Here is a 22,179-nt window from a genome sequence, read left to right on the forward strand (position 1 = left end):
CTCCGTAGCGCGGGCCGGAGGTGCTGGTCCGGCCCGCCTTGCGTTGCGGTTACTTCTTGTTCTCGACCGCGTGGCCACCGAACTGGTTGCGCAGCGCGGCGATCATCTTCATCTGCGGGGAGTCGTCCTGCCGCGAGGCGAAACGCGCGAAGAGCGACGCGGTGATCGCGGGCAGCGGCACCGCGTTGTCGATCGCCGCCTCCACCGTCCACCGGCCCTCACCCGAGTCGGCCGCGAAGCCGCGCAGCTTGTCGAGGTGCTCGTCGTCGTCCAGCGCGTTGACCGCCAGGTCGAGCAACCAGGAACGGATGACCGTGCCCTCCTGCCAGGAACGGAAGACCTCACGCACATCGGTGACGGAGTCGACCTTCTCCAACAGCTCCCAGCCCTCGGCGTAGGCCTGCATCATGGCGTACTCGATGCCGTTGTGAACCATCTTCGCGAAGTGGCCGGCACCGACCTTGCCCGCGTGGACGGAACCGAAGTCACCTTCCGGCTTCAGGGCGTCGAAGATCGGCTGAACCTTCGCCACGTGGCCGGCGTCACCGCCGTACATCAGCGCGTAGCCGTTCTCCAGGCCCCAGACACCACCGGAGACACCGCAGTCGACGAAGCCGATGCCCTTGATGCCCAGCTCGACCGCGTGCTTCTCGTCATCGGTCCAGCGGGAGTTCCCGCCGTCCACGACGATGTCACCGGGCGAAAGCAGCGCGGCCAGCTCGTCGATCGTGGACTGCGTCGCCGCACCGGCCGGGACCATCACCCAGATGACCCGCGGGCCCTTCAGCTTGCCCACAAGCTCTTCGAGACTGTGGACATCGGAAACGTCCGGATTGCGGTCGTAACCCAGGACGGTGTGGCCTGCGCGGCGGATGCGCTCGCGCATGTTGCCGCCCATCTTGCCGAGGCCGACGAGACCGAGCTCCATCAAAGATTCCTTAAGCGTTGTGCCGATTCGTACCCAATAGCCGAGCCTACGCCCGGCCGAGGACAGGCCGACGGGCATGCTCGGCACTGAGCGTGCCCGTCGGGACCTGCCGTAACGGACCGAAGGTCGTATCAGCCGGAGAGGCGGACCGGCATGATCAAATACTTGTACGCGTCATCCGCCTCGGCATCCACCGCGGGCCGACCACTGAGCAGCGCGGGCTTGGTGGACGTCGTGAAGGAGAGCTGGGCGACCGGGGAGTCGATCGCGCTGAGCCCGTCGAGCAGGAACGTCGGGTTGAAGGCGATGGAGATGTCATCGCCGTCCAGCACGGCGTCGACACGCTCCACAGCCTGTGCATCGTCGCTGGAACCGGCTTCCAGGATCAGCACACCCTGCTCGAAGCTGAGCCGCACCGGGGTGTTCCGCTCGGCGACGAGGGCCACACGCTTGACAGCCTCGACGAACGGGGCGGTCTCGATGACCGCGACCGAGTTGAACTCCGTGGGAAAAAGCGTCCGGTACTTCGGCAGGTCGCCTTCGAGCAGTCGCGTGGTGGTGCGCCGCCCCGCGCCCTCGAAGCCGATGAGGCCCTCACCGGCACCCGAGCCGGACAGCGCCAGCGTCACCGTGTCACCGCTGGTCAGCGCCTTGGCGGTGTCCAGCAGTGTCTTGGCGGGCACCAGGGCGACGGCCGAGGCGTCCGGGTTCTCCGGCTTCCACAGGAACTCGCGGACCGCGAAGCGATAGCGGTCGGTGGAGGCCAGGGTGACCGTGTCGCCCTCGATCTCGATGCGCACACCGGTCAGGACGGGCAGCGTGTCGTCGCGGCCCGCTGCGATGGCGACCTGGGCGGCTGCGGAGGCGAAGACCTCACCGGGGACCGTGCCCGTCGCGGTCGGCATCTGCGGCAGTGCCGGGTACTCCTCCACAGGAAGGGTGTGGAGTGTGAATCGCGAGGAGCCGCAGACCACCGTGGCCCGCACACCGTCGGTGGAAATCTCCACCGGTCGGTTGGGAAGGGCGCGGCAGATGTCGGCGAGCAGTCGGCCGGAGACCAGCACCGTGCCGTCCTCCTCGACCTCGGCATCCACCGAGACCCGGGCCGAGACCTCGTAGTCGAAGCTCGAGAAGCTGAGGGCCCCGTCCTCAGCCTTCAGCAGAAGGCCCGCAAGAACGGGCGCCGGCGGACGGGCCGGAAGGCTGCGAGCCACCCAGGCCACCGCCTCCGCGAGTACATCGCGCTCCACCCGGATCTTCACCGGAACCGCCTCCTGCTGTTGCTCGCTCGCCCTGCTGGCCTTCGTCGACTGGTCGGGGTCACTCCGCCGATGGCAGGAGGAGGACGCCGGGGACCAGTCTGACGTACGGCACCGACACTCGGTGCTGCTCGGGGTCAAGTCGCGACAAGAGGTTCGGGGAGCTCCGGCATCAAGTTGTGCACAGGCCCCACTTCGAAGCAGATTCCCAGCTAACTCTAAGTGGCAGTAGTAGTAGGGGCTGTGGAAACCGTGGATAACGTCGTTTCCGCAGGTCAGGCCCTACTTTTTGTCCACCGGCCCTGTGGGTGGCACCGGTGGACAACCCGGTGTTTCTGTGGACACCCGAAAGTTCTGCACACCCGATGCACAGGGTGGGGGTGTTTCTCCCCAGGGCTGTCCCCAGCTTTACCCAGGTTCCCCACAGCCCAACCAGCCTCCTTGGTGTGACGCCTTTCACTCTGCGCGGTGAAAGGCGGTGTCGCGTTGCCGAACAGTGGACAGGGGTGTGGAGAAGCTGGGGACAACATGGCCCTCCCTGTGGGCCGCCAGTGGACAACATCGGATGCCCCTTGTGGACGAATATTCTGTCCACAGGCTGTGGATCACTGTTGGCCACAAATCCCCAGGCTCTTGACCTGGCCTGATGAAGTATCGGCTGTCGCCCCTGTGGAAGCAGTATGGACAACTTCGTGGTCCCCAGGCTGTGGAGGGCGAATTCTCCCCAGATCTGTGGAGAACCCCAGGTCGGCGGCGTGTATTCGAACACCGGGGTCGCGACGGAGACGCACGGAAGCCGTTCGAAGAGGTCTGGGACCTGCTCCGGACGCCCTTCGGAAGCGCTCATGCAGCCCGTCGAGACGGTGCAGAGGTCCACGGAGACGTCTCAGAAGCCCTCTCAGAAACCCCCCGGAGGAGCTAGGGACACCTTCGCGGGCGCCCAGAAACGGCGAAGGGCGCCCCGAGGACTGTGTGAGAGTCCGTCCGGGGCGCCCGTCCGGCGCCGTACAGAGAACGTGAGAGATGCCGTCCGGCGCTCCGTCAGCCGTTCTTGATGCGGTTGGTGAGTTCGGTGACCTGGTTGTAGATGGAACGCCGCTCCGCCATCAGTGCACGGATCTTGCGGTCCGCGTGCATCACGGTCGTATGGTCGCGACCACCGAACTGCGCACCGATCTTGGGCAGTGAGAGATCCGTCAGCTCGCGGCAGAGGTACATCGCGATCTGGCGAGCCGTCACCAGCACCCGGCTGCGCGAGGATCCGCAGAGGTCCTCCACCGTCAGACCGAAGTAGTCCGCGGTCGCCGCCATGATGGCCGACGCCGTGATTTCCGGAGCCGAGTCCTCGCCGCCCGGGATCAGGTCCTTGAGCACGATCTCGGTCAGCCCGAGGTCCACCGGCTGCCGGTTGAGGCTGGCGAAGGCCGTCACCCGGATCAGCGCGCCCTCCAGCTCGCGGATGTTGCGCGAGATGCGGGACGCGATGAACTCCAGGACCTCCGGCGGGGCGTTGAGCTGCTCCTGCACAGCCTTCTTGCGGAGGATCGCGATCCGCGTCTCCAGCTCCGGCGGCTGCACGTCGGTGGTCAGCCCCCACTCGAAGCGGTTCCGCAGCCGGTCCTCCAGGGTGACCAGCTGCTTGGGCGGCCGGTCCGAGGACAGCACGATCTGCTTGTTGGCGTTGTGGAGCGTATTGAAGGTGTGGAAGAACTCCTCCTGCGTCGACTCCTTGCTCGCCAGGAACTGGATGTCGTCGACCAGCAGGATGTCCACGTCGCGGTACCGCTTGCGGAAGGTGTCGCCCTTGCCGTCGCGGATCGAGTTGATGAACTCGTTGGTGAACTCCTCGGAGCTCACGTAGCGCACCCGGGTGCCCGGGTAGAGGCTGCGCGCGTAGTGCCCGATGGCATGCAGCAGATGGGTCTTGCCGAGTCCCGACTCCCCGTAGATGAAGAGGGGGTTGTACGCCTTCGCGGGTGCCTCGGCGACGGCGACGGCAGCCGCGTGCGCGAACCGGTTGGACGCGCCGATGACAAAGGTGTCGAAGAGGTACTTCGGGTTCAGCCGGGCATGCGGCTCGCCGGGACCGGGTGCGGGTGCGGGCTGTGCGGCCATCGGGCCGGTGACGCCACCGGGGCGCCCGGTGCCGGGACCGCCGTGCCGGTGCTGGGGCTCGGGCATGTCGTGGCGCTCGGAGCGCTGCTGCTCGTAACCCTGGCGCTCGGGCGGCTGCGACCGGTAGTCGTGCTGCGGCTGTTGCGGACGGTAGTCGTGTTGCTGCTCACGCCACTGCTCCGCGGACGTGTCGCGCTCCTGGAAACCGCCGAGCCGGGGCTGCTGCCAGGAAAGATCCTCGGAGGTGCGCGGCCAGGCGCCCGGCTCGGGGCGCTGCTGCTGGTAGTCGGGGTAGGCCGGCCGGGCCGTCGGCATGCCGTCGTCCGTGGGCCGGTGGCCGTAACCCTCGTACGCGTCGTTGTGTTGCCGCTCGTCGTGCTGCGGTCCCTGGTAGCGGTGCTGCTGGGACTGGTGCATCGGGGGCGCCGGCGGGTTCGGCGGTTCGCCCGCGGAGTCGTCGACGGTGATCGCGATCCGGATCGGGCGGCCGCACTCCCGGCTCAGCGTTTCGCTGATGAGCGGCGCGAGCCGGCCTTCCAGGACGCGCTTGCCCCATTCATTGGGGACGGCGAGCAGCGCGGTGTCGGCGACGAGTGCGAGCGGCTGGCAGCGCTCGATCCACTGCTTGTCCTTCGGCTCGATGCCCTGCTGGCCCTCCCCGAGGAGCTGCTCCAGCACTCGTGGCCACACTGCGGCAAGATCGGCAGGTACGTCAGCCACAAGGCACGCTCTCTCGCTGGTCCCACGAATGTGTGGTTCTCGGGACGGGATGGGTAAGGCCCGGCAGGCGGGAAGAAAAAGAACCGGAGTTCAGCCACGGTAGTCAGGCCGACCCGCGTCGTTCAAGTTGTTGTCCACAGGCTGTGTACAGCGCGGGTCGTGGTAAGGCTGTCACAGGGCCACCGCGGAGCCGGTTTGACCGGATGGCGTAGCCGCGCGTACCGTGACCAGGTCGAGTTGTCGATGGCTGCTGCCGCCTGCCTCCGATGGGCAAAGATCACGATCAGTGATTGTGAAGCGGTGCACTAAGGCGTTTACGCGAGTCTCTCGTGGGCGCACGGTGACAGCCAGGCGATGTCCCGCCAACACACGATCATTTCTGGAGCCCCCGAGTGAGCAAGCGCACCTTCCAGCCGAACAACCGTCGTCGCGCGAAGACCCACGGCTTCCGGCTGCGTATGCGCACCCGTGCCGGCCGCGCGATTCTCGCGTCCCGCCGTGGCAAGGGTCGCGCCAACCTGTCCGCCTGATCGCGTACAGGTCATGACGTGCTGCCTACCGAGAATCGGCTGAGGCGGCGCGAGGACTTCGCGACCGCAGTACGTCGAGGACGCCGGGCCGGCCGCCCGCTACTCGTCGTCCATCTACGCAGCGGTGCAACGGACCCGCACGTGACTGGGGAGAGTGCTCCCCCGCCGCGTGCGGGTTTCGTTGTCAGCAAAGCCGTGGGTGGAGCGGTCGTCCGCACAGCGGTGAAGCGCAGGCTTCGCCATCTGGTCCGCGAACGACTGGCCCTGCTGCCCCCCGGTAGCCTGGTTGTCGTACGAGCGTTGCCCGGATCGGGTGACGCCGACCATGAACAGCTGGCCCGAGACCTGGATGCCGCCCTTCAGCGGCTGCTGGGAGGGGGCGCGCGATGAAGTACCCGCTGCTGGCTCTTATCAAGCTGTATCAGTGGACGATCAGCCCACTACTCGGGCCCGTCTGCCGTTACTACCCGTCGTGTTCCCACTATGGATATACGGCGATCGACCGGCACGGAGCGATCAAGGGAACGGCGCTGACCGCATGGCGCATCCTGCGATGCAATCCGTGGTCACCCGGCGGCGTGGATCACGTTCCGCCACGCAAACGCCCGCGTTGGCACGAACTGCTGCGTAACGCAATACGTGGCAGCAAGGGCGGGGACTCCGCCGCTGATGTGCCTCCTGGGGGGACGGTCTCCGAACCCCCTAGCCCGGCCTCAGAGACCTCGCCCAAAGCTCAAGGAGCCTGATTAGTGGACACGATTGCCAGTCTGTTCAGCTTTATCACCTACCCCGTTTCGTGGGTCATCGTCCAGTTCCACAAGCTGTACGGAGCGATCTTCGGCGATGACACGGGTTGGGCCTGGGGCCTGTCCATCGTGTCCCTGGTGGTGCTGATCCGGATCTGTCTGATCCCGCTTTTTGTTAAGCAGATCAAGTCGACCCGGAACATGCAGGTGCTCCAGCCGAAGATGAAGGCGATCCAGGAGCGCTACAAGAGCGACAAACAGCGTCAGTCCGAAGAGATGATGAAGCTGTACAAGGAGACGGGTACCAACCCGCTCTCCTCGTGCCTTCCCATCCTGGCGCAGTCGCCGTTCTTCTTTGCCCTGTATCACGTGCTCTCGGCCATCGCCTCTGGCAAGACGATCGGTGTCATCAACCAGCCGTTGCTGGACAGTGCCCGACAGGCACACATCGTCGGCGCTCCGCTGGCTGCGAAGTTCACCGACAGCGCGTCGGAGGTCGCCGCTCTCGGTGCCTCGCTGACCGACGTCCGTGTCGTCACCGCGGTGATGATCGTGATGATGTCGGCGTCGCAGTTCTTCACCCAGCGCCAGCTGATGACGAAGAACGTCGACCTGACGGTCAAGACGCCGTACATGCAGCAGCAGAAGATGCTGATGTACGTCTTCCCGCTGATCTTCGCCGTCATGGGCATCAACTTCCCCGTCGGCGTCCTCGTCTACTGGCTGACCACAAACGTCTGGACCATGGGTCAGCAGATGTACGTGATCAACCAGAACCCGACCCCGGGCAGCAAGGCGCAGGACCAGTACCTGGGACGTCTGCTGAAGAGCGTCACCGCTCACGGTGAGGTGCGCGGCAGGACCAAGCGCAACACCGTGAAGCGGATCGTCTCCAAGGGCTCGGACCGCAACGACATCGAGCGGAAGTTCATCGCCGGACTGGCCAAGCTCGGCCTCGCCGCCCAGGAGGACGGCACGGTGACCAAGAGCGACACCGCTGTCGCCGAGGCCGAGGGCGGAGCCGCGCAGAAGCGCCAGCAGCCCAAGCGCCAGACCAAGGCGAAGCGTCAGAGCGGTGCGGCCCAGCAGGGCGCTGCGAAGGAGGCCGATTCCACCGAGTCGGAGCCCAAGACCTCGCTGGAGAAGCAGGACGCACCGCAGGACGACAAGCCCAAGCCGGCGGGCAAGCCCGCGTCCGGCTCCTCACGCCAAGCCAAGTCCGGACAGGGCAAGGGTCCGCAGCGGCCCAAGCACCCGTCCAAGAAGTAAGAAGGAGTCCATCCGTGACGGAAGGCACCACCTCCACGGCCGCTGAGGGCAGCGACACCTTGACCCGCCTCGAGCAGGAAGGGGAGATCGCAGCCGACTACCTCGAGGGCCTGCTCGACATCGCCGATCTCGACGGTGACATCGACATGGATGTCGAGGCGGACCGGGCTGCGGTCTCGATCATCAGCGACTCGGCACGTGAACTGCAGAAGCTCGTGGGCCGCGACGGTGAGGTGCTGGAGGCGCTCCAGGAGCTGACGCGACTGGCCGTGCACCGGGAGACCGGTGACCGCAGCCGGCTGATGCTGGACATCGCGGGCTTCCGGGCCAAGAAGCGCGAGGTCCTCGCGGAGCTGGGTGCCAAGGCCGCGGACGAGGTCAAGAAGACCGGTGAGCCGGTCAGGCTGGACCCGATGACGCCGTTCGAGCGCAAGGTTGTGCATGATGCGGTTGCGGCCGCAGGTCTGCGCAGTGAGTCGGAGGGCGAGGAGCCGCAGCGCTTCGTCGTCGTTCTCCCGGCCTGACCGGACCCCTGTTCTGTCGGCCCCGTCTGTTCGCAGGCGGGGCCGATCTTTGTCAGCCTGATAGTCAGCCACCCACAGTGCGGTAATGCGGTACGGAAGGACGGTTCCCGTGACGGCGGAGGTAGAACTTCCCCAGGCGCCCGAAGGGGCGCGGGCGGTTTTCGGTGAGTTCTTCCCGGAGGCTGTCCGGTACGCGGAACTGCTTGCCGATGCCGGGGTCAAGCGAGGGTTGATCGGTCCTCGTGAGGTGCCGCGGCTGTGGGAGCGGCATCTGCTGAACTGTGCGGTGCTCTCCGAGGTCGTGCCCGAGGGTGTCACGGTCTGCGATGTGGGCTCCGGCGCCGGTCTCCCGGGTATTCCGTTGGCGCTGGTGCGTCCGGATCTGAAGATCACCCTGCTGGAGCCGCTGCTTCGGCGGACGAATTTCCTTCAGGAAGTGGTCGAGCTGCTGGGGCTGGACCACGTGACGGTCGTCCGCGGCCGGGCCGAGGAGGTCCTGGGGACGCTGCAGCCGGTTCATGTCGTGACCGCTCGCGCTGTGGCGCCGCTCGATCGGCTGGCGGGCTGGGGCGTGCCGCTGTTGCGTCCGTACGGAGAGATGCTCGCACTCAAGGGCGATACCGCCGAGGAGGAGATCAGCGGCGCGCGTGCGGCCTTGAGTAAGCTCGGGGTGGTGGACACCGAGGTGCTGCACGTCGGTGAGGGCGTGGTCGAACCGATGTCCACTGTGGTGCGGGTGGTGGTCGGTGAGAGTCCGGGCGGTGTGAGGTTCGCCGCAAAGAGGGCGAAGGCTGCCAGGGTCAGCCGTACGCGGCGGCGTCGCTGAGGCAGTGTCGTAACGCTGCGACGTGGCCCGTTGCATACGGTTCGCGCCGTTTACCAGTGGTGCTCCGCGCAAGCGGCCATATGTACCGCATGCGGAGTGTCGTGCCCCTGTAGCTACGCTGCAGGGGCATCGTGTTTCACGTGAAACGTCGCTCTCTGCTGCATGGAATCATCAGTCGCGGTCGTGCGGCTGCCGCGCCGCGGCATCGCAAGCCCGTTAGGGCTACGGAGTTGTCCACAGATGTGGATTCATCCACAGAAGAGTGGGCCTCGCTGGTTCGCGACCCCGAAAGCATGGCAGGCTCTGCTCATTGCGAGCCTGAAGTCGAGGAGAGTGAATCCGTGCGGTCCGACGCCAACATCGCGGGACCGATGACCGATCCGGTCCCCGGTCCCCGAACCGAATCGGCGGGGGACGGTGTTTCACGTGAAACACCGCCGCCGATGGATGACACCCCCATCGGTCGTGCGGCCCAGCTGGCCGTCGAGGCCCTCGGCCGCGCCGGCGAGGGGCTGCCCCGTCCTGACCAGACGCGCGTCATGGTGGTGGCCAACCAGAAGGGCGGGGTGGGCAAGACCACTACGACAGTGAACCTTGCCGCCTCGCTGGCCCTTCACGGCGCACGCGTTCTCGTGGTCGACCTCGACCCGCAGGGCAACGCCTCCACGGCGCTGGGCATTGATCACCATGCCGAAGTCCCCTCCATCTATGACGTCCTGGTCGAGAGCAAGCCGCTCTCCGACGTGGTTCAGCCCGTCCCGGACGTCGAAGGCCTCTTCTGCGCCCCCGCCACCATCGATCTCGCCGGTGCGGAGATCGAGCTGGTGTCGCTGGTGGCGCGGGAGAGTCGACTGCAGCGGGCGATTCAGGCGTATGAGCAGCCGTTGGACTACATCCTCATCGACTGCCCGCCTTCGCTCGGACTGCTGACGGTCAATGCCCTGGTCGCGGGCGCCGAGGTACTGATTCCTATCCAGTGCGAGTACTACGCGCTCGAGGGACTGGGACAGCTGCTGAGGAACGTCGACCTCGTTCGGGGGCACCTCAACCCCGATCTGCATGTGTCGACGATCCTGCTCACCATGTACGACGGCAGGACCAGGCTCGCTTCCCAAGTGGCGGAGGAGGTGCGCAGCCACTTCGGTAAGGAGGTGCTGCGCACAAGCATTCCTCGATCCGTGCGGATCTCGGAGGCACCGAGCTACGGACAGACCGTCTTGACCTACGACCCGGGTTCCAGCGGGTCCCTGTCGTATCTTGAAGCCGCTCGTGAGATCGCCTTTCGGGGGGTCGGGGTGCATTACGAGGCTCAGCATGCCCAGACGGGCAGCCAGAACAGCCAGCAGAACATTTCGGAGGGGATCCAGTGAGTGAGCGTCGTAGAGGGTTGGGGCGTGGGCTCGGTGCACTGATTCCCGCTGCCCCGCAGGAACGTCAGGTGCCGGCCTCCGGAGCGGGTTCGGACTCGTCGGGCGTGATTCCGGTGATGACGACCGAGCGAGGTGTGGCTGCCGCGAAGGTGACCACACTCACGGCTGCTCCCGTGGTGCCGGAGCCGAGTGCACCCGCGGAGTCCGAGTCGTCCGCGGAGCCGACGGATGCCGCAGGGGCGTACTTCGCCGAGGTTCCTATCGGATCCATCACTCCGAACCCTCGTCAGCCGCGTGAGGTGTTCGACGAGGACGCGCTTGCGGAGCTGGTCACCTCTATCAAGGAGGTCGGCCTGCTCCAGCCCGTAGTCGTGCGGAAGCTGGGGCCGGAACGCTACGAGCTCATCATGGGCGAGCGGCGCTGGAGGGCCTGCCGTGAGGCCGGTCTGGAGCGGATCCCGGCCATTGTCCGGGCCACGGACGACGAGAAGTTGCTTCTGGACGCGCTCCTGGAGAACCTGCACCGGGCTCAACTGAACCCGCTGGAGGAGGCAGCCGCGTACGACCAGCTGCTCAAGGACTTCAAGTGCACGCATGACCAGCTGGCGGACCGGATCGGGCGCTCGCGTCCTCAGGTGTCCAACACGCTGCGGCTGCTGCGCCTGTCTCCGCCGGTGCAGCGCAGGGTCGCTGCCGGGGTGCTGTCCGCCGGTCACGCGAGGGCGCTGCTGTCCGTGGACGACTCCGAGGAGCAGGACCGGCTGGCCCATCGCATCGTGGCGGAGGGGCTCTCGGTGCGAGCGGTCGAGGAGATCGTGACACTGATGAGCTCCCGCCCCAGCAGCACTCCCAGGTCCAAGGGGCCTCGGGCCGGCGGCCGGTTGTCACCCGCGCTCTCCGACCTCGCATCCCGGCTCTCTGACCGTTTCGAGACCAGGGTGAAGGTCGACCTCGGACAGAAGAAGGGAAAGATCGTCGTCGAGTTCGCCTCGATGGAAGACCTGGACCGCATTCTCGGCAGCCTGGCGCCAGGCGAAGGCCGCGTGCTGGAGCGGGGTCTGTCCGACGAGCCTGCCGAGGACGGCGAGAGCTGACGTCCGGCGGAACGTCGGGGCGGGCTGTATTCCGGAACATGCGGGAATACAGCCCGCCCTTTGCTTTCTGACGGTATCGACTTCATCTCCGGGTGGATACGATTCGTTCTGGTATGGCACATCAGCTTGATCCACCTCGGCGGAGGGAGGGCCATGCGATCAGTGAGCCGCAGCCAACTGGTGACAGTGGGGCTGGGCCTGGGGGCTGTCGGAGGATTTGTCGGCGGCCTGCTCCGTGAACGGAGCGCATTGGCCGCCGCACGCGATGCGGCGGGCGAAGGAAGCGAGGAACAGCCTTCATGGGACGGCGGCTCGTACCGCTCACACTGGATAACCTTCCCGATCTCCCCAAGCGGTGCCGCTCGTGTGTCTTCTGGGAGCTTGATCCGGTCAGTGGGGAAGCTGCGATAAAGGCAGGGACCCCGGAGCTGGAGAAGGAAGCCTGGATCTCCGCTGTCCTTCTGGAATGGGGCTCCTGCGGCCGTGTCGTCTACGTGGACGACGTGCCGGTCGGCTTCGTTCTCTATGCACCACCGGCGTATGTGCCGCGCTCGACCGCCTTTCCCACCAGCCCGGTCTCCCCCGACGCCGTGCAGTTGATGACTGCTTGGATCACGCCCGGCTACCAGGGCCAGGGACTGGGGCGGGTCATGGTGCAGACAGTCGCCAAGGATCTGCTGCGACGGGGATTCAAGGCGATCGAGGCGTTCGGGGATGCCCGGTGGAAGGAGCCCGCGTGTGTGCTCCCGGCGGACCATCTGCTGGCGGTTGGCTTCAAGACCGTACGGCCGCATCCGGTGCATCCACGGCTGAGACTGGAGTTGCGCACGACGCTCTCGTGGAAGGAAGACGTCGAACTGGCGCTGGACCGGCTGCTCGGTGCCGTACAGAAGGAGCCGGTGCTGCGTCCGCTGTGATCGGAGGCCCCACGAGAACGTGAAACGGGTCCATCCCTTGGGGATGGACCCGTTTCACGTGAAACAGCGGCCGTGGTGCTACTCGGCGATAAAGCCTTCGAGGTCGCGGAGGATGGCGGCCTTCGGCTTGGCGCCGACGATGGTCTTGGCGACCTCGCCGCCCTGGTACACGTTGAGCGTCGGGATGGACATCACGCCGTACTTGGCAGCGGTGGCCGGGTTCTCGTCGATGTTGAGCTTGACGATTTCGATCTTGTCGCCGTGCTCGGCCGCGATTGCCTCCAGAGACGGGGCGATCTGACGGCACGGACCGCACCATGCGGCCCAGAAGTCCACCAGTACGGGCTTCTCGCTCTTCAGGACGTCCTCGTCAAAGGAGTCGTCAGTCACGTTCTTCAGGGCGCCGGCCACGGCGGCCTCCTTAACTTTGCGGGGTGTGGGGTGAGAGGCGTGGATCAGACGGCGGCCGCAGCGGCCTTCTCCTCGTCGGCGAGCGCAGAAAGGAAGCGCTCGGCGTCGAGGGCGGCGGAGCAGCCGGTGCCGGCAGCGGTGATGGCCTGCCGGTAGGTGTGGTCGACGACGTCGCCGGCACCGAAGACACCGGTCAAGTTGGTGCGCGTCGAGGGAGCACTGACCTTGAGGTAGCCCTCGTCATCGAGGTCGAGCTGGCCCTTGAAGAGCTCCGTACGCGGGTCGTGGCCGACAGCGATGAAAAGGCCGGTGACCGCGAGCTCGGACGTCTCGCCGGTCTTGGTGTTGCGCAGCGTCAGACCGGAGAGCTTCTGCTCGCCGTGGACACCGGCAACCTCGCTGTCCCAGGCGAACTTGATCTTCGGGTCGGCGAAGGCCCGATCCTGCATGGCCTTGGAGGCCCGAAGCGAGTCGCGGCGGTGGACGATCGTGACCGACTTGGCGAAGCGGGAGAGGAACGTAGCCTCCTCCATGGCCGTGTCGCCACCGCCGACCACGGCGATGTCCTGGTCCTTGAAGAAGAAGCCGTCACAGGTCGCGCACCAGGAGACACCACGTCCGGAGAGGGCGTCCTCGTTCGGCAGGCCGAGCTTCCGGTGCTGAGAGCCGGTGGTGACGATGACGGCCTTGGCGCGGTGCACCGTGCCCGCCGTGTCGGTGACAGTCTTGATGTCGCCGGCCAGGTCGACGGCAACCACATCGTCGGGGATGAGCTCGGCGCCGAACCGCTCCGCCTGGGCGCGCATGTTGTCCATGAGCTCGGGGCCCATGATCCCGTCCTGGAAGCCCGGGAAGTTCTCCACGTCGGTGGTGTTCATCAGAGCGCCGCCAGCGGTCACGGCGCCCTCGAACACCAGAGGCTTCAGCGACGCACGCGCGGTGTAGAGGGCCGCGGTGTAGCCCGCAGGGCCGGAGCCGATGATGATCACATTACGGACGTCGCTCACGGGTTTCTTCCTCGTCTCTGCAGACTGCCTACTGTCCACGCCTAATGGGGTCGGTTCAACGACTCACACCCCACCCAACGGATCCTACGGGGGATGCATTCCCGACGTGCCGGAGCGGCGCCCGGCACGCTTCTCAGGGGCGGGCGTAGGCGTGGGTCAGGAGCAGCTTGCCCTTGCCCGTGGGGTCTGCGTCGACACAGCCGGCATCCATGACATAGGCCTGGACGAGCGTCGCGTCGGTCTGGTGCGGCAGGACGACGAGGTAGGCGTGCGTTCCCTCGAAGGTACCTTCCTCGATGGCGAGAGCGGCAGTCCTTCGGCCGATGCCCTGCTGGATACAGGCGGGCACTGTCACGGCGGGGGTGCGCAGCGGTGTTTTGGGCGAGGGAGAGGACTCGGTATCGGGCGTCGACTGCATCTCGACGGATGGCGCCCGCTTGTCGTCCGATTCCCCTGAGGCGGGCATGCCGGTGCTGTTCAGGAGCGCTTCCACGCGTCGACTGAGCGGAGAACCCGAGAACGCGTTCATCCCGCCCTTGGGGGCGCTGACTCCGCTGTCCGCAGCCGTGGCCTTGCTGGCCCCTGCGGAGTCCGCGGAATTCTGGACCGTCTGCAGCATGAGGACGCTCACACCGACGATGGCTGCACCGAGGGCTGTGCCGAGAACGATGCGGCGGCGTCGTTGTGCGGGTCGGCGACCGGGGCCGGTGGTGGCCCGCGGGTACCCCGTAGGACGGTCTGCGAGGGTGGGCTGTGTCTCCCGGCCCCGTGTCTCCTGGCCCTCTGTCTCGTGATCGCCGGCTTCCTGCCCGTGTTCCACGACGGCCTGTGTTTCACGTGAAACATCTGCTGCGTCGTCCGAGGCGCGAAGTGGTTCGGCGGCCAGTGCGGCATCGATGCGGTCTGCGATGTCGTCGGGCATGTGCTCAGGAGCAGGCAGGGCGCCGAGGAGCCCACGGATCTTCTCGAGAGAGACCAGGACCTCTCCGCAGATGCCGCACTCGTCCACGTGACGGCGTACTTCCGCCGTGCGGGACGGAGACAGCAGTCCTTCGGTGAGGTCGGAGATTTCCGAGACGTCCGGATGCTGGGTCGTGTCGGCAGTTGATGTCATGTGTGTCCACCTCCGCCCTTCACTCCGGCAGGATCACTGGTTCCTGTGTCACTCGGCCCCGACGCGGGTGGGACGGATGCTCTCCGCGTCCGGTTCCTTCCGGGGCTGAGTTCACCGGCCTCTCTGCCCTCGCTGCGCAGATGGACGAGCAGAGGAGCGAGCCGGGCCCGGCCCCGCGCGCAGCGGCTCTTCACCGTGCCGGTCGGTACGTCGAGGATGCGGGCGGCCTCGGCCACGGGGTAGCCCTGCATGTCCACGAGGACAAGCGCGGCGCGCTGCTCGGCGGGAAGGGTGCCGAGCGCTGCCAGAAGTTCACGGTGCAGATCCTGGCGTTCGGCCGGCGCCTCGGCGGATTCGTGAGGCTCAAGAAGCTGCTCGAGCCGCTCGGTGTCGTCTACCGGTGAGGTCTTGCGTGTGGCGGCTTTACGGACCCGGTCGAGGCACGCGTTGACAGTGATGCGGTGCAGCCAGGTGGTGACAGCGGACTGACCACGGAAGGTATGGGCGGCCCGGAAGGCGGAGACCAGGGCGTCCTGGACCGCATCGGCCGCTTCCTCACGGTCCCCCAGGGTCCGTAGCGCCACGGCCCACAGCCGATCTCGGTGGCGTCGGACGAGCTCACCGAAAGCATCCGGTTCACCGGCTACATGGCGAGCGAGGAGGTCTGAGTCGCTGAGTGGCTCTGACGGCTCGGAGGCCACCTCCCCTCCCTCCCTCTGTGCGTCGGGGCCGTCTGTCTATCACGATTCATGTGCCGTGCGGCATAGAGATGAGGAAGATCGGTTCAGCGAGGGCCGCGGTCATCAGCGGCCGGACATGCAGCAGGCCGGCAGGGAGGATGGTCCCTGCCGGCCTGCTCGGTCAGCCGAGTACGGAGATCTCCGAGATCCCGCCACGGAAGGAACTTGCAGAACCGTCCGGTGGGAGTTCGGTGACATGGATCAGCACGTAGCGGGTGCGTACGGGCTTGGCGAGCGTCTCCTCCAGGCTGCTTCCTGCCTTGCTCAGCTTGGTGAGGCGCTGCGGGAAATCCGAAAGCGACGACGGAGCGGAGGCATCCTCGGCAGCTGCGAGCACTTCGGTCTTCTGGCCGCTGCGGTACAGCTGGACCTTGATGCCCCTGACGTTCTGCACACTGCCCAGGTCAACGACTATGCCGCTGCCGTCTCTGCGGGGCGCGAGGTTCCCGAAATTCGGGTAACCGTCGTACCTGGGGGTGATCCAGGCAGTGTCGGGCTTGCCGTCGACGGCGTTCGGTGCGTCCTGTTGCTGGATTCCCGACCCGCTGGGCATGAACTCTGTCGCACCGCTGAGCCGCAGCGGCTTGGCCGGGGCAGGAGAAGGCTTGTCACCGTTCTCCGGATCCGTCTGTGTGGTTCCCGGGTCGTCCGTCTCCTTGCCACGGTCGAGGAGCGTCTCCGCGAGTTGCCAGCTACCGAGGCCCAGGGCCGCGATGAGGAGCGCTGACACGGCCCACTTGAGCACCTTGCCGGTGCGACTCTGGAGCGGTGCCGGCGGTGTGACCATCACGGGCTGCGTCACGGGAACGCGGGGGCCGGCGGGCGGACGCCCGTAGCTGCCCTGCTGGTAGGTGGTGCGCTGGTACTCCGGGGGAGCCGTGAACGTGGGCTCCGGCGGGCGGATGCGGGGCATCGTCGCGACCGCCTTGGCCAGCTCGTCCGGTGTGGTGCACGGCTGCTCCTGCCGGGAGGCGGTGGCCCCGTCGTTGACGAGGGCGCGCATGGCGAGTTCGGAGAGACCGCGGTGGACTCCGGCCCGCACCTGGTCGGGGGCGATCAGCCCCACACCCTTGGGGAGCCCGGTGAGACCGTAGGCATCGATCTCGTACGGCCAGCGCTGCGTCAATGCGGCGTAGAGCAGGGCGCCGATCGCCTCGGTGTCCGCGCGCTGCGGACCGTCGGCTGTGATGCCGCGCAGGGCGGCGTTCACGGCGAGGCCGCGGATCCGGTACTGGCCGGTCGAGCTCCGCAGTACCGCGCCCGGGGTGAGCCTCAGATGCGCGAGGCCCTCGCGGTGCGCGGCCGCCATGGCCTGGGATACCTGGCTGACCAACTGGTAGGCGTCGTGAGCGTCCATCGGACCGGCGGCCAGCAGAGCCGTGAGCTCAGTGGCGTCGGGGAGCCATTCGTGGACGACATAGACGAGGTCGTCCTCCTCGACCGCGTCGAGTACCTGCACGAAACGCGGGTCCCCGAGCAGCGCGGAGGACCGGGCCGCGGCCAGCACGGAGCGGGCTCGTGGATGGTCCGCAGGGAGCAGATGCACACCCACTGCGCGGCGCAGTTTCTCGTCGACAGCACGCCAGCTGCTGAATCCGTCCAGACGGGTGACGCACTCCTCCAGCCGGTACCGTCTGGCCAGTTTGTGACCGCTGTGCAGGTCCGGGGTCGCTGCGGCGGCTTCAGAGCTGCTTCGCTCACCGTCCGCGTCCTGGGGGCTTGTGCCCTCCGTGTCCTGAGCTTCTGTCGTCCCGTCGGTCGTGGCCTCGTCCGCCTTGGCGGTCAGCGGTTCATCACCGCTGTTGTCGGCCACGTCGACGGCAGCCGTGCTACGTTCCGCCACCGTCGTTCCTGCCTCCCCATCCGTTGCGCGATGCCAGCCAGCTCTGCACAGTCACGCCAATTGTGCCCACACTCCAGCGCTATGCACGACACACGGAGACCGGCGATGGTTGTGCGGGCGGCCGGTCCTCAGCGTCCGAGCCGTCCGCGGACCATACCGACCATGCCGTTGATCTCTTCGATCCGCATGCGCTTCGCAGCGACGAAGAAGACCCCCATGAGCGCGGCCCCGCCGAAGATCAACGCGACCAGCGAACCGAGGGCACCTTCGCCCAGGCTCAGCAGCAGGGCGAAGCCCACGCCGCCGCCGATGACCGCTGCGGGGATCGCCGCGAGGCACAGGCGGGCGTACGTACGCACGACATGGGCGCCGTCCAGGTCGCCGCCCAGCCGGTTGCGCAGTCGACGCCAGGCGATGCCCACGCCGACGGCGTAGGCCAGCCCGTACGAGGCCGCCATGCCGACGACCGCCCACTGGGCCGGAAGGACCACGTAGCAGAGAGCGGAGGCGGCAGCGTTGACCGCGGCGACGATGACCGTGTTGTAGAACGGCGTGCGGGTGTCCTCGTACGCGTAGAAGCCGCGCAGCACGACGTACTGCACGGAGTACGGGATGAGGCCGAGTCCGAACGCCATCAGGATGAAGCCCATGGACCGGGCGGCCTCGGTGCCGCTGGACGAGTACAGCAGGGTGCACATCGGGACGCCGAGCGCGAGGAACGCGAAGGCCACCGGCACGATTGCCACGGCGGAGTTGCGCAGCCCTTGGGAGATGTCGTCACGGACCGCGCCGGGGTCGTTGTCGTGGGCGGCGCGGGAGATACGGGGCAGCAGGGCCGCCATGACCGAGACGGTGATGATCGCCTGCGGCATTCCCCAGATCAGCTGGGCATTGGAGTAGGCGAGGAAACCCGCGCCGTTCCTGCCGGAAGCCTTCCCGGCCGCTGTTGCCAGCTGCGTGACGACCAGGACACCGGCCTGGTTGGCGAAGACGAACAGGACGGTCCATTTGGCCAGCTTGACCGTCTTGCCGAGGCCGTGTCCCTTCCAGTCGAAGCGCGGGCGGAAGCGGAAGCCGGCCTCGCGCAGATACGGAATCATCGCGAGGGCCTGGACGACCAGACCGAGCAGCGTGCCGATGCCGAGCAGCCGGATGCCCTCCGGCGGAATCGTCTGCACACCCATGTGGGATTCGGCGGAGGTGCCGTAGACCCAGATGAACATGCCGAACGTGAAGATCATGACGATGTTGTTGAGGACCGGGGTCCACATCATCGCGCCGAACCTGCCGCGTGCGTTCAGGATCTGGCCCATCACCACATGTACGCCCATGAAGAAGATGGTGGGCAGGCAGTACCGGGCAAACGTGGTGGCGACGTTGTCGGCCGCAGGATCGTTCGCGATCGTGCTCGACATCAGGTGGATCAGCAGGGGGGCGGCGAAGACGGCGATCGCCACGATCACGCCGAGCGCGACCATCACAAGGGTCAGCAGACGGTTGGCGTAGGCCTCGCCGCCGTCCTCGTCGTCCTTCATGGATCGGACGAGCTGTGGAACGAAGACCGAGTTGAGTCCGCCGCCGACGGTGAGGATGTAGATCATTGTCGGCAGCGTGTAGGCGATGGTGAAACTGTCACCGAGCAGTGCCGCGCCCAACGCAGCGGTGATCACCAGGCTGCGCACGAATCCGGTGAGCCGGGACACCAGGGTGCCGGCCGCCATCACCGCGCTGGACTTCAGGAGGCTGGAGGCCCGGCCGCCGGACTTCGGCGGGGCCGGCGCCGGAGCCGGTTCGGGCTCGGGCGGAACGGGGGGCCCGGCCGGCCCCTCCTGGTCCCGGAACAGGTGCGCGAACGCGTCCGGTCCCTCGTGGCCCTCGGATGCCTGGGTGACGAGGTCGTCGACGCCGACGAACTGGGTGGTTGCCGCGTCTTCGCCGTACGGCAGGTGCCGGGACGGCCCGGCGGGCTCGGGCGGCGGGGTCTGTGCCCAGATGCGCGGATCAGGGGCGTACTGCGCCGCGGGCGGCTGCTGGTAGAGCGGCTGCGGCTGCTGGTATGTGCCAGGGGGCGGGGGCGGGTGTGCGGCGCGGTCGTACAGCACCTCGGCCACCGGGTCCTGGGCGGAGAGGTCCTGGGCGCGGTAGGGATCGCGGTTGTACGCGTCCTGGAGGTACGGGTCCGGCGCGGGGTCCACCCGCCCCGGGTCCGAAGGCGTCGGGGATCCATCGGAGGGCCCGGCTCCGCCCGCACCCTGACCGCGGTCACCGTCGTACGGCGCGTTCATCGATACCCCACCTCATTGTCCCCGGCCGACCGGCCACGACAGACATCGCTCAACGGTCCACTTTCTCACCCGTGCCCGACGGCTCCCCGCTTTCCGGACCGGTGTCCGGCGTCGGGTCACTCGGCTGCTCGGGTTCACCGCCGTCGCCTCCGGACGGGCCGTCCGCATTGGCACGCTTGCGATGGGTGTACATCCTGATGCCCGCGAGGACCAGCAGCAACAGTCCGCCGGCGATCACCAGCAGCACGGTCGGTGTGACCTCGGAAACCTTCACCGTGAAGGTCATCTCCTCGCCGTACGGCGTGCCGTCCTCGGTGTAGAGCTGCGCCCTCACCTGCACCTGGCCGTTGGCGTTTGCCGAGGCGTCGAACTTCACGGACTGGCTGTGCCCGCCCGCGATGCGGATCGGCTTCTCCGCCACCGCGTCGCCGCCGTTCAGCTTGAGCCGTGTCGCGTTGTCCGACTTCAGCCGGAGAACAAGGTGATCGACATCCTGCACCAGCTTGTTCTGCACCGTCACCGGGATGGTGGCGCTGCGGCCGGACAGGGTGACGTCCGACTTGGAGATGAGTTGCACCTCGTTGGTGAGGCCGTGCAGATACGTGCGTACCGCGTCCCGGTACTGCTGTGCCTCCAGCGGCCTGCCGCGCCACGAGGTCGACATGGACCGGTTGATCGCGTTGCCGAAGGGGGTTACGACCCGCTCGGGCTGGGTGAGGATGACCCGGAAGCTGTCGAGCGAGGCCTGGGTGGCCTTGATGTCCTGGAAGGCTTGGGTGGGCAGCTCCTGGCTGCGGAGCTTCCTCGGGTACTGGGAAGTACTGGGAACCCTCGTCGTCGCGTCGGCGTCGGGCTTCGCCTCGGCCGCGTCCACCAGGTCGAGGGGCTGCGTCCACCGTTCGTCGTCGAGGGCGTGCAGGGCGCGTGCCATCGACTGTGCCTGAGCGGCGGTCGGCACCCTCTGCGGTGCGACGACGATGCTGCGCTCGGTGTCCGTGTCCTGGTCGTTCAGCGCGAGGGTCGTGGCGAGGAACTTCTGAACGGCGAGGGTGGAATTCCCCGCATTGGACATGTCGCCCTCGAAGGCCCTGGAGAGCCGGTAGTCGGCGACGACAGCGGTGGTGCCGCCACCGATCGGCCGGGCCGCGCTCGGCGTGTACGGCAGCCCCCCGGTCTCCTGGAGGCTGTCGCTGCGGGCGATCACGTTGTGCGCACCGGCCGATGTGGCGACATCGACGATCGATGGATCGATGGCGCCTTCGACCGGCCACGCGAAGTCCGTGGACGGCTTCACATGCAGGACGGTCTCCACGGTCGGGCCGGCCACCTCGGTGGCGTTCTGCAGGTGGCTGAGGCTTCCCGAGACGTTCTTTCCGCGGTGGGCGAGGGATGCCAGGTCGGGGTCGGCGAACGGCAGCGCGACGACCTTGTCGTCCGCCACGGCTGTCTCCAGGTTGGTGAGCCACTGCTTGGCGACGGCCTGGTTCTTCCCGGCGATGGTGGTGTCGCCGACCTTGATGCGGTAGCTCTTCGTCATCGCGTCGACACCGGCCAGCAGATCCGGGTCGATCACCCAGGTCACAGGCAGCTGGCTGCCCAGCGAGACCATCTGCTCGAGGCGACCGCCGGGAGCGAGCTCCGCGGCGAGGTCGTCGTCGGCGAAGACCGGGGTCTGCTGCTCGTCGGAACCCGTCTCGGCAGTGAGGTGCGCCGATGCGATCAGCGGCCAGAGATAGGTGATCCGGGTCCTGGCATCACTCTCGTCCTCCTGCCAGGGAAGGAAGGTGCGCTCGATGCCGAGGACCTGCTCGTACGGGACACGGGGGGTCTGTCCGGACAGCGAGACACCGAACTGGTAGACACCGGCGTCGTCGAGCCCCAGCTTGCCGACGGGCACGGACAGGGTGAAGTTCTGCGTGATCCCGGACGGGAGCTTCGCGATCTTCAGTGTGTACTTGCCGCCGATCGCGGCCGGATCGCTGCCGGGCACGTACCCGGTGCGTTCGGCGGCCGCGTCGATGGACGTCCGGCCGAACAGTCGCGGCCCCACCCGCAGGTCGACCCGGGCATCGGTGACGGTTTCCTTGCTCCTGTTGGTCAACGTGCCGGAGACAGTGAGTGTGTCCCCCTTCACCGGCGCGCTGGGGGCCAGGGAGTCCAGGGTCACGTCGACGGTGCTGGAGCCGGCCGGAGCCTTGCTCGCCTCGCCGGCCTGCGCCCCGGGCGCGGCCGGACCGGCCAGCAGAGTGGCGACGAGCGGTGCTCCAAGGATCACGGAGGCTGTGCGCCGCAGCCACCGGCGGGCAGGAGAGTGACTGATCCCCTTAATGTCTGCCGCCTCGGCCACGCGCCTGTCCGTCCCTCGTCGTAGTCAGCTGCTGTCGATCGTTGTCGGTTGCTGCGTCCCCGCATGGTAACGATGTGCGCCGGGGCCACGTGCTCGGGAGTGCGCTTGGTGATCGGGAGAGTCTTGCAGGGCGA

At 67.2% G+C, this 22,179-nt stretch carries 19 protein-coding genes; 9 read left to right on the plus strand and 10 right to left on the minus strand.

All coding sequences use genetic code 11. The features are described from left to right. Nucleotides 1-49 precede the first annotated feature (49 nt). The 3 genes from gnd to dnaA all read right to left on the minus strand — a co-directional run bounded on the left by gnd (nucleotide 50) and on the right by dnaA (nucleotide 5,022). Nucleotides 50-928: a phosphogluconate dehydrogenase (NAD(+)-dependent, decarboxylating) gene (gene gnd / locus OHB49_RS21665; protein ID WP_329162312.1), complete on the minus strand. Its 879-nt coding sequence runs from the start codon at nucleotides 926-928 to the stop codon at nucleotides 50-52. 131 nt (nucleotides 929-1,059) lie between these two features. Beyond that, complete coding sequence (gene dnaN / locus OHB49_RS21670) at nucleotides 1,060-2,190, minus strand: DNA polymerase III subunit beta (protein WP_030930479.1); 1,131 nt, start codon at nucleotides 2,188-2,190, stop codon at nucleotides 1,060-1,062. Nucleotides 2,191-3,228: 1,038 nt separating this feature from the next. Further along, nucleotides 3,229-5,022, minus strand: coding sequence for a chromosomal replication initiator protein DnaA (gene dnaA, locus OHB49_RS21675; RefSeq protein WP_329162315.1), 1,794 nt, complete (start codon nucleotides 5,020-5,022; stop codon nucleotides 3,229-3,231). Between the two features lie 392 nt (nucleotides 5,023-5,414). Between dnaA and rpmH the strand changes: the two genes are divergently transcribed. The 9 genes from rpmH to OHB49_RS21720 all read left to right on the plus strand — a co-directional run bounded on the left by rpmH (nucleotide 5,415) and on the right by OHB49_RS21720 (nucleotide 12,298). Then, nucleotides 5,415-5,552 carry a 50S ribosomal protein L34 gene (gene rpmH / locus OHB49_RS21680; protein WP_030930485.1) on the plus strand — a complete coding sequence of 46 codons (138 nt, stop codon included), beginning with the start codon at nucleotides 5,415-5,417 and terminating at the stop codon, nucleotides 5,550-5,552. 18 nt (nucleotides 5,553-5,570) lie between these two features. Further along, nucleotides 5,571-5,942, plus strand: a complete 372-nt coding sequence (gene rnpA, locus OHB49_RS21685) for a ribonuclease P protein component (RefSeq protein ID WP_078852784.1) — start codon at nucleotides 5,571-5,573, stop codon at nucleotides 5,940-5,942. Then, nucleotides 5,939-6,298 carry a membrane protein insertion efficiency factor YidD gene (gene yidD, locus OHB49_RS21690; RefSeq protein WP_078852785.1) on the plus strand — a complete coding sequence of 120 codons (360 nt, stop codon included), beginning with the start codon at nucleotides 5,939-5,941 and terminating at the stop codon, nucleotides 6,296-6,298. The genes rnpA and yidD overlap by 4 nt, the downstream gene beginning before the upstream one ends. A gap of 3 nt (nucleotides 6,299-6,301) precedes the next feature. Then, nucleotides 6,302-7,567, plus strand: coding sequence for a membrane protein insertase YidC (yidC, locus tag OHB49_RS21695; RefSeq protein WP_030973743.1), 1,266 nt, complete (start codon nucleotides 6,302-6,304; stop codon nucleotides 7,565-7,567). A gap of 14 nt (nucleotides 7,568-7,581) precedes the next feature. After that, on the plus strand, nucleotides 7,582-8,091 hold the full coding sequence (locus OHB49_RS21700; protein ID WP_030973744.1) for a Jag family protein: 510 nt from the start codon (nucleotides 7,582-7,584) through the stop codon (nucleotides 8,089-8,091). Nucleotides 8,092-8,200: 109 nt separating this feature from the next. After that, nucleotides 8,201-8,917, plus strand: a complete 717-nt coding sequence (rsmG, locus tag OHB49_RS21705; RefSeq protein ID WP_030973746.1) for a 16S rRNA (guanine(527)-N(7))-methyltransferase RsmG — start codon at nucleotides 8,201-8,203, stop codon at nucleotides 8,915-8,917. 293 nt (nucleotides 8,918-9,210) lie between these two features. Next, the gene (locus tag OHB49_RS21710) at nucleotides 9,211-10,287 is read left to right on the plus strand and encodes a ParA family protein (RefSeq protein ID WP_078852786.1); all 1,077 of its coding nucleotides are present in this window, start codon (nucleotides 9,211-9,213) and stop codon (nucleotides 10,285-10,287) included. Next, nucleotides 10,284-11,381 (plus strand): ParB/RepB/Spo0J family partition protein, encoded by a 1,098-nt coding sequence (locus OHB49_RS21715; RefSeq protein WP_078852787.1) that lies wholly within the window; start codon nucleotides 10,284-10,286, stop codon nucleotides 11,379-11,381. Before OHB49_RS21710 ends, OHB49_RS21715 begins: the two co-directional genes overlap by 4 nt. Before the next feature lie 299 nt (nucleotides 11,382-11,680). Then, on the plus strand, nucleotides 11,681-12,298 hold the full coding sequence (locus tag OHB49_RS21720) for a GNAT family N-acetyltransferase (RefSeq protein WP_030973750.1): 618 nt from the start codon (nucleotides 11,681-11,683) through the stop codon (nucleotides 12,296-12,298). Nucleotides 12,299-12,376: 78 nt separating this feature from the next. On the opposite strand, the gene trxA is transcribed toward OHB49_RS21720, so the two are convergent. The 7 genes from trxA to OHB49_RS21755 form a co-directional block, all read right to left on the minus strand. Continuing rightward, on the minus strand, nucleotides 12,377-12,709 hold the full coding sequence (trxA, locus tag OHB49_RS21725; RefSeq protein ID WP_030930508.1) for a thioredoxin: 333 nt from the start codon (nucleotides 12,707-12,709) through the stop codon (nucleotides 12,377-12,379). Between the two features lie 44 nt (nucleotides 12,710-12,753). Beyond that, complete coding sequence (gene trxB, locus OHB49_RS21730; protein WP_313938239.1) at nucleotides 12,754-13,716, minus strand: thioredoxin-disulfide reductase; 963 nt, start codon at nucleotides 13,714-13,716, stop codon at nucleotides 12,754-12,756. Between the two features lie 133 nt (nucleotides 13,717-13,849). Continuing rightward, nucleotides 13,850-14,830 (minus strand): anti-sigma factor family protein, encoded by a 981-nt coding sequence (locus OHB49_RS21735; protein ID WP_329162325.1) that lies wholly within the window; start codon nucleotides 14,828-14,830, stop codon nucleotides 13,850-13,852. Further along, nucleotides 14,827-15,531: an RNA polymerase sigma factor SigM gene (gene sigM, locus OHB49_RS21740; RefSeq protein ID WP_329162327.1), complete on the minus strand. Its 705-nt coding sequence runs from the start codon at nucleotides 15,529-15,531 to the stop codon at nucleotides 14,827-14,829. The genes OHB49_RS21735 and sigM overlap by 4 nt, the downstream gene beginning before the upstream one ends. A gap of 160 nt (nucleotides 15,532-15,691) precedes the next feature. Then, the gene (locus tag OHB49_RS21745) at nucleotides 15,692-17,413 is read right to left on the minus strand and encodes a protein kinase family protein (RefSeq protein WP_329162329.1); all 1,722 of its coding nucleotides are present in this window, start codon (nucleotides 17,411-17,413) and stop codon (nucleotides 15,692-15,694) included. Between the two features lie 128 nt (nucleotides 17,414-17,541). Then, nucleotides 17,542-19,698, minus strand: coding sequence for a murein biosynthesis integral membrane protein MurJ (murJ, locus tag OHB49_RS21750; RefSeq protein WP_329162331.1), 2,157 nt, complete (start codon nucleotides 19,696-19,698; stop codon nucleotides 17,542-17,544). A 49-nt stretch (nucleotides 19,699-19,747) separates the two neighbouring features. Beyond that, complete coding sequence (locus tag OHB49_RS21755) at nucleotides 19,748-22,045, minus strand: DUF6049 family protein (RefSeq protein ID WP_329162332.1); 2,298 nt, start codon at nucleotides 22,043-22,045, stop codon at nucleotides 19,748-19,750. Nucleotides 22,046-22,179: the final 134 nt, after the last annotated feature.

Source organism: Streptomyces sp. NBC_01717 (genome assembly GCF_036248255.1).
GTDB lineage: Bacteria > Actinomycetota > Actinomycetes > Streptomycetales > Streptomycetaceae > Streptomyces.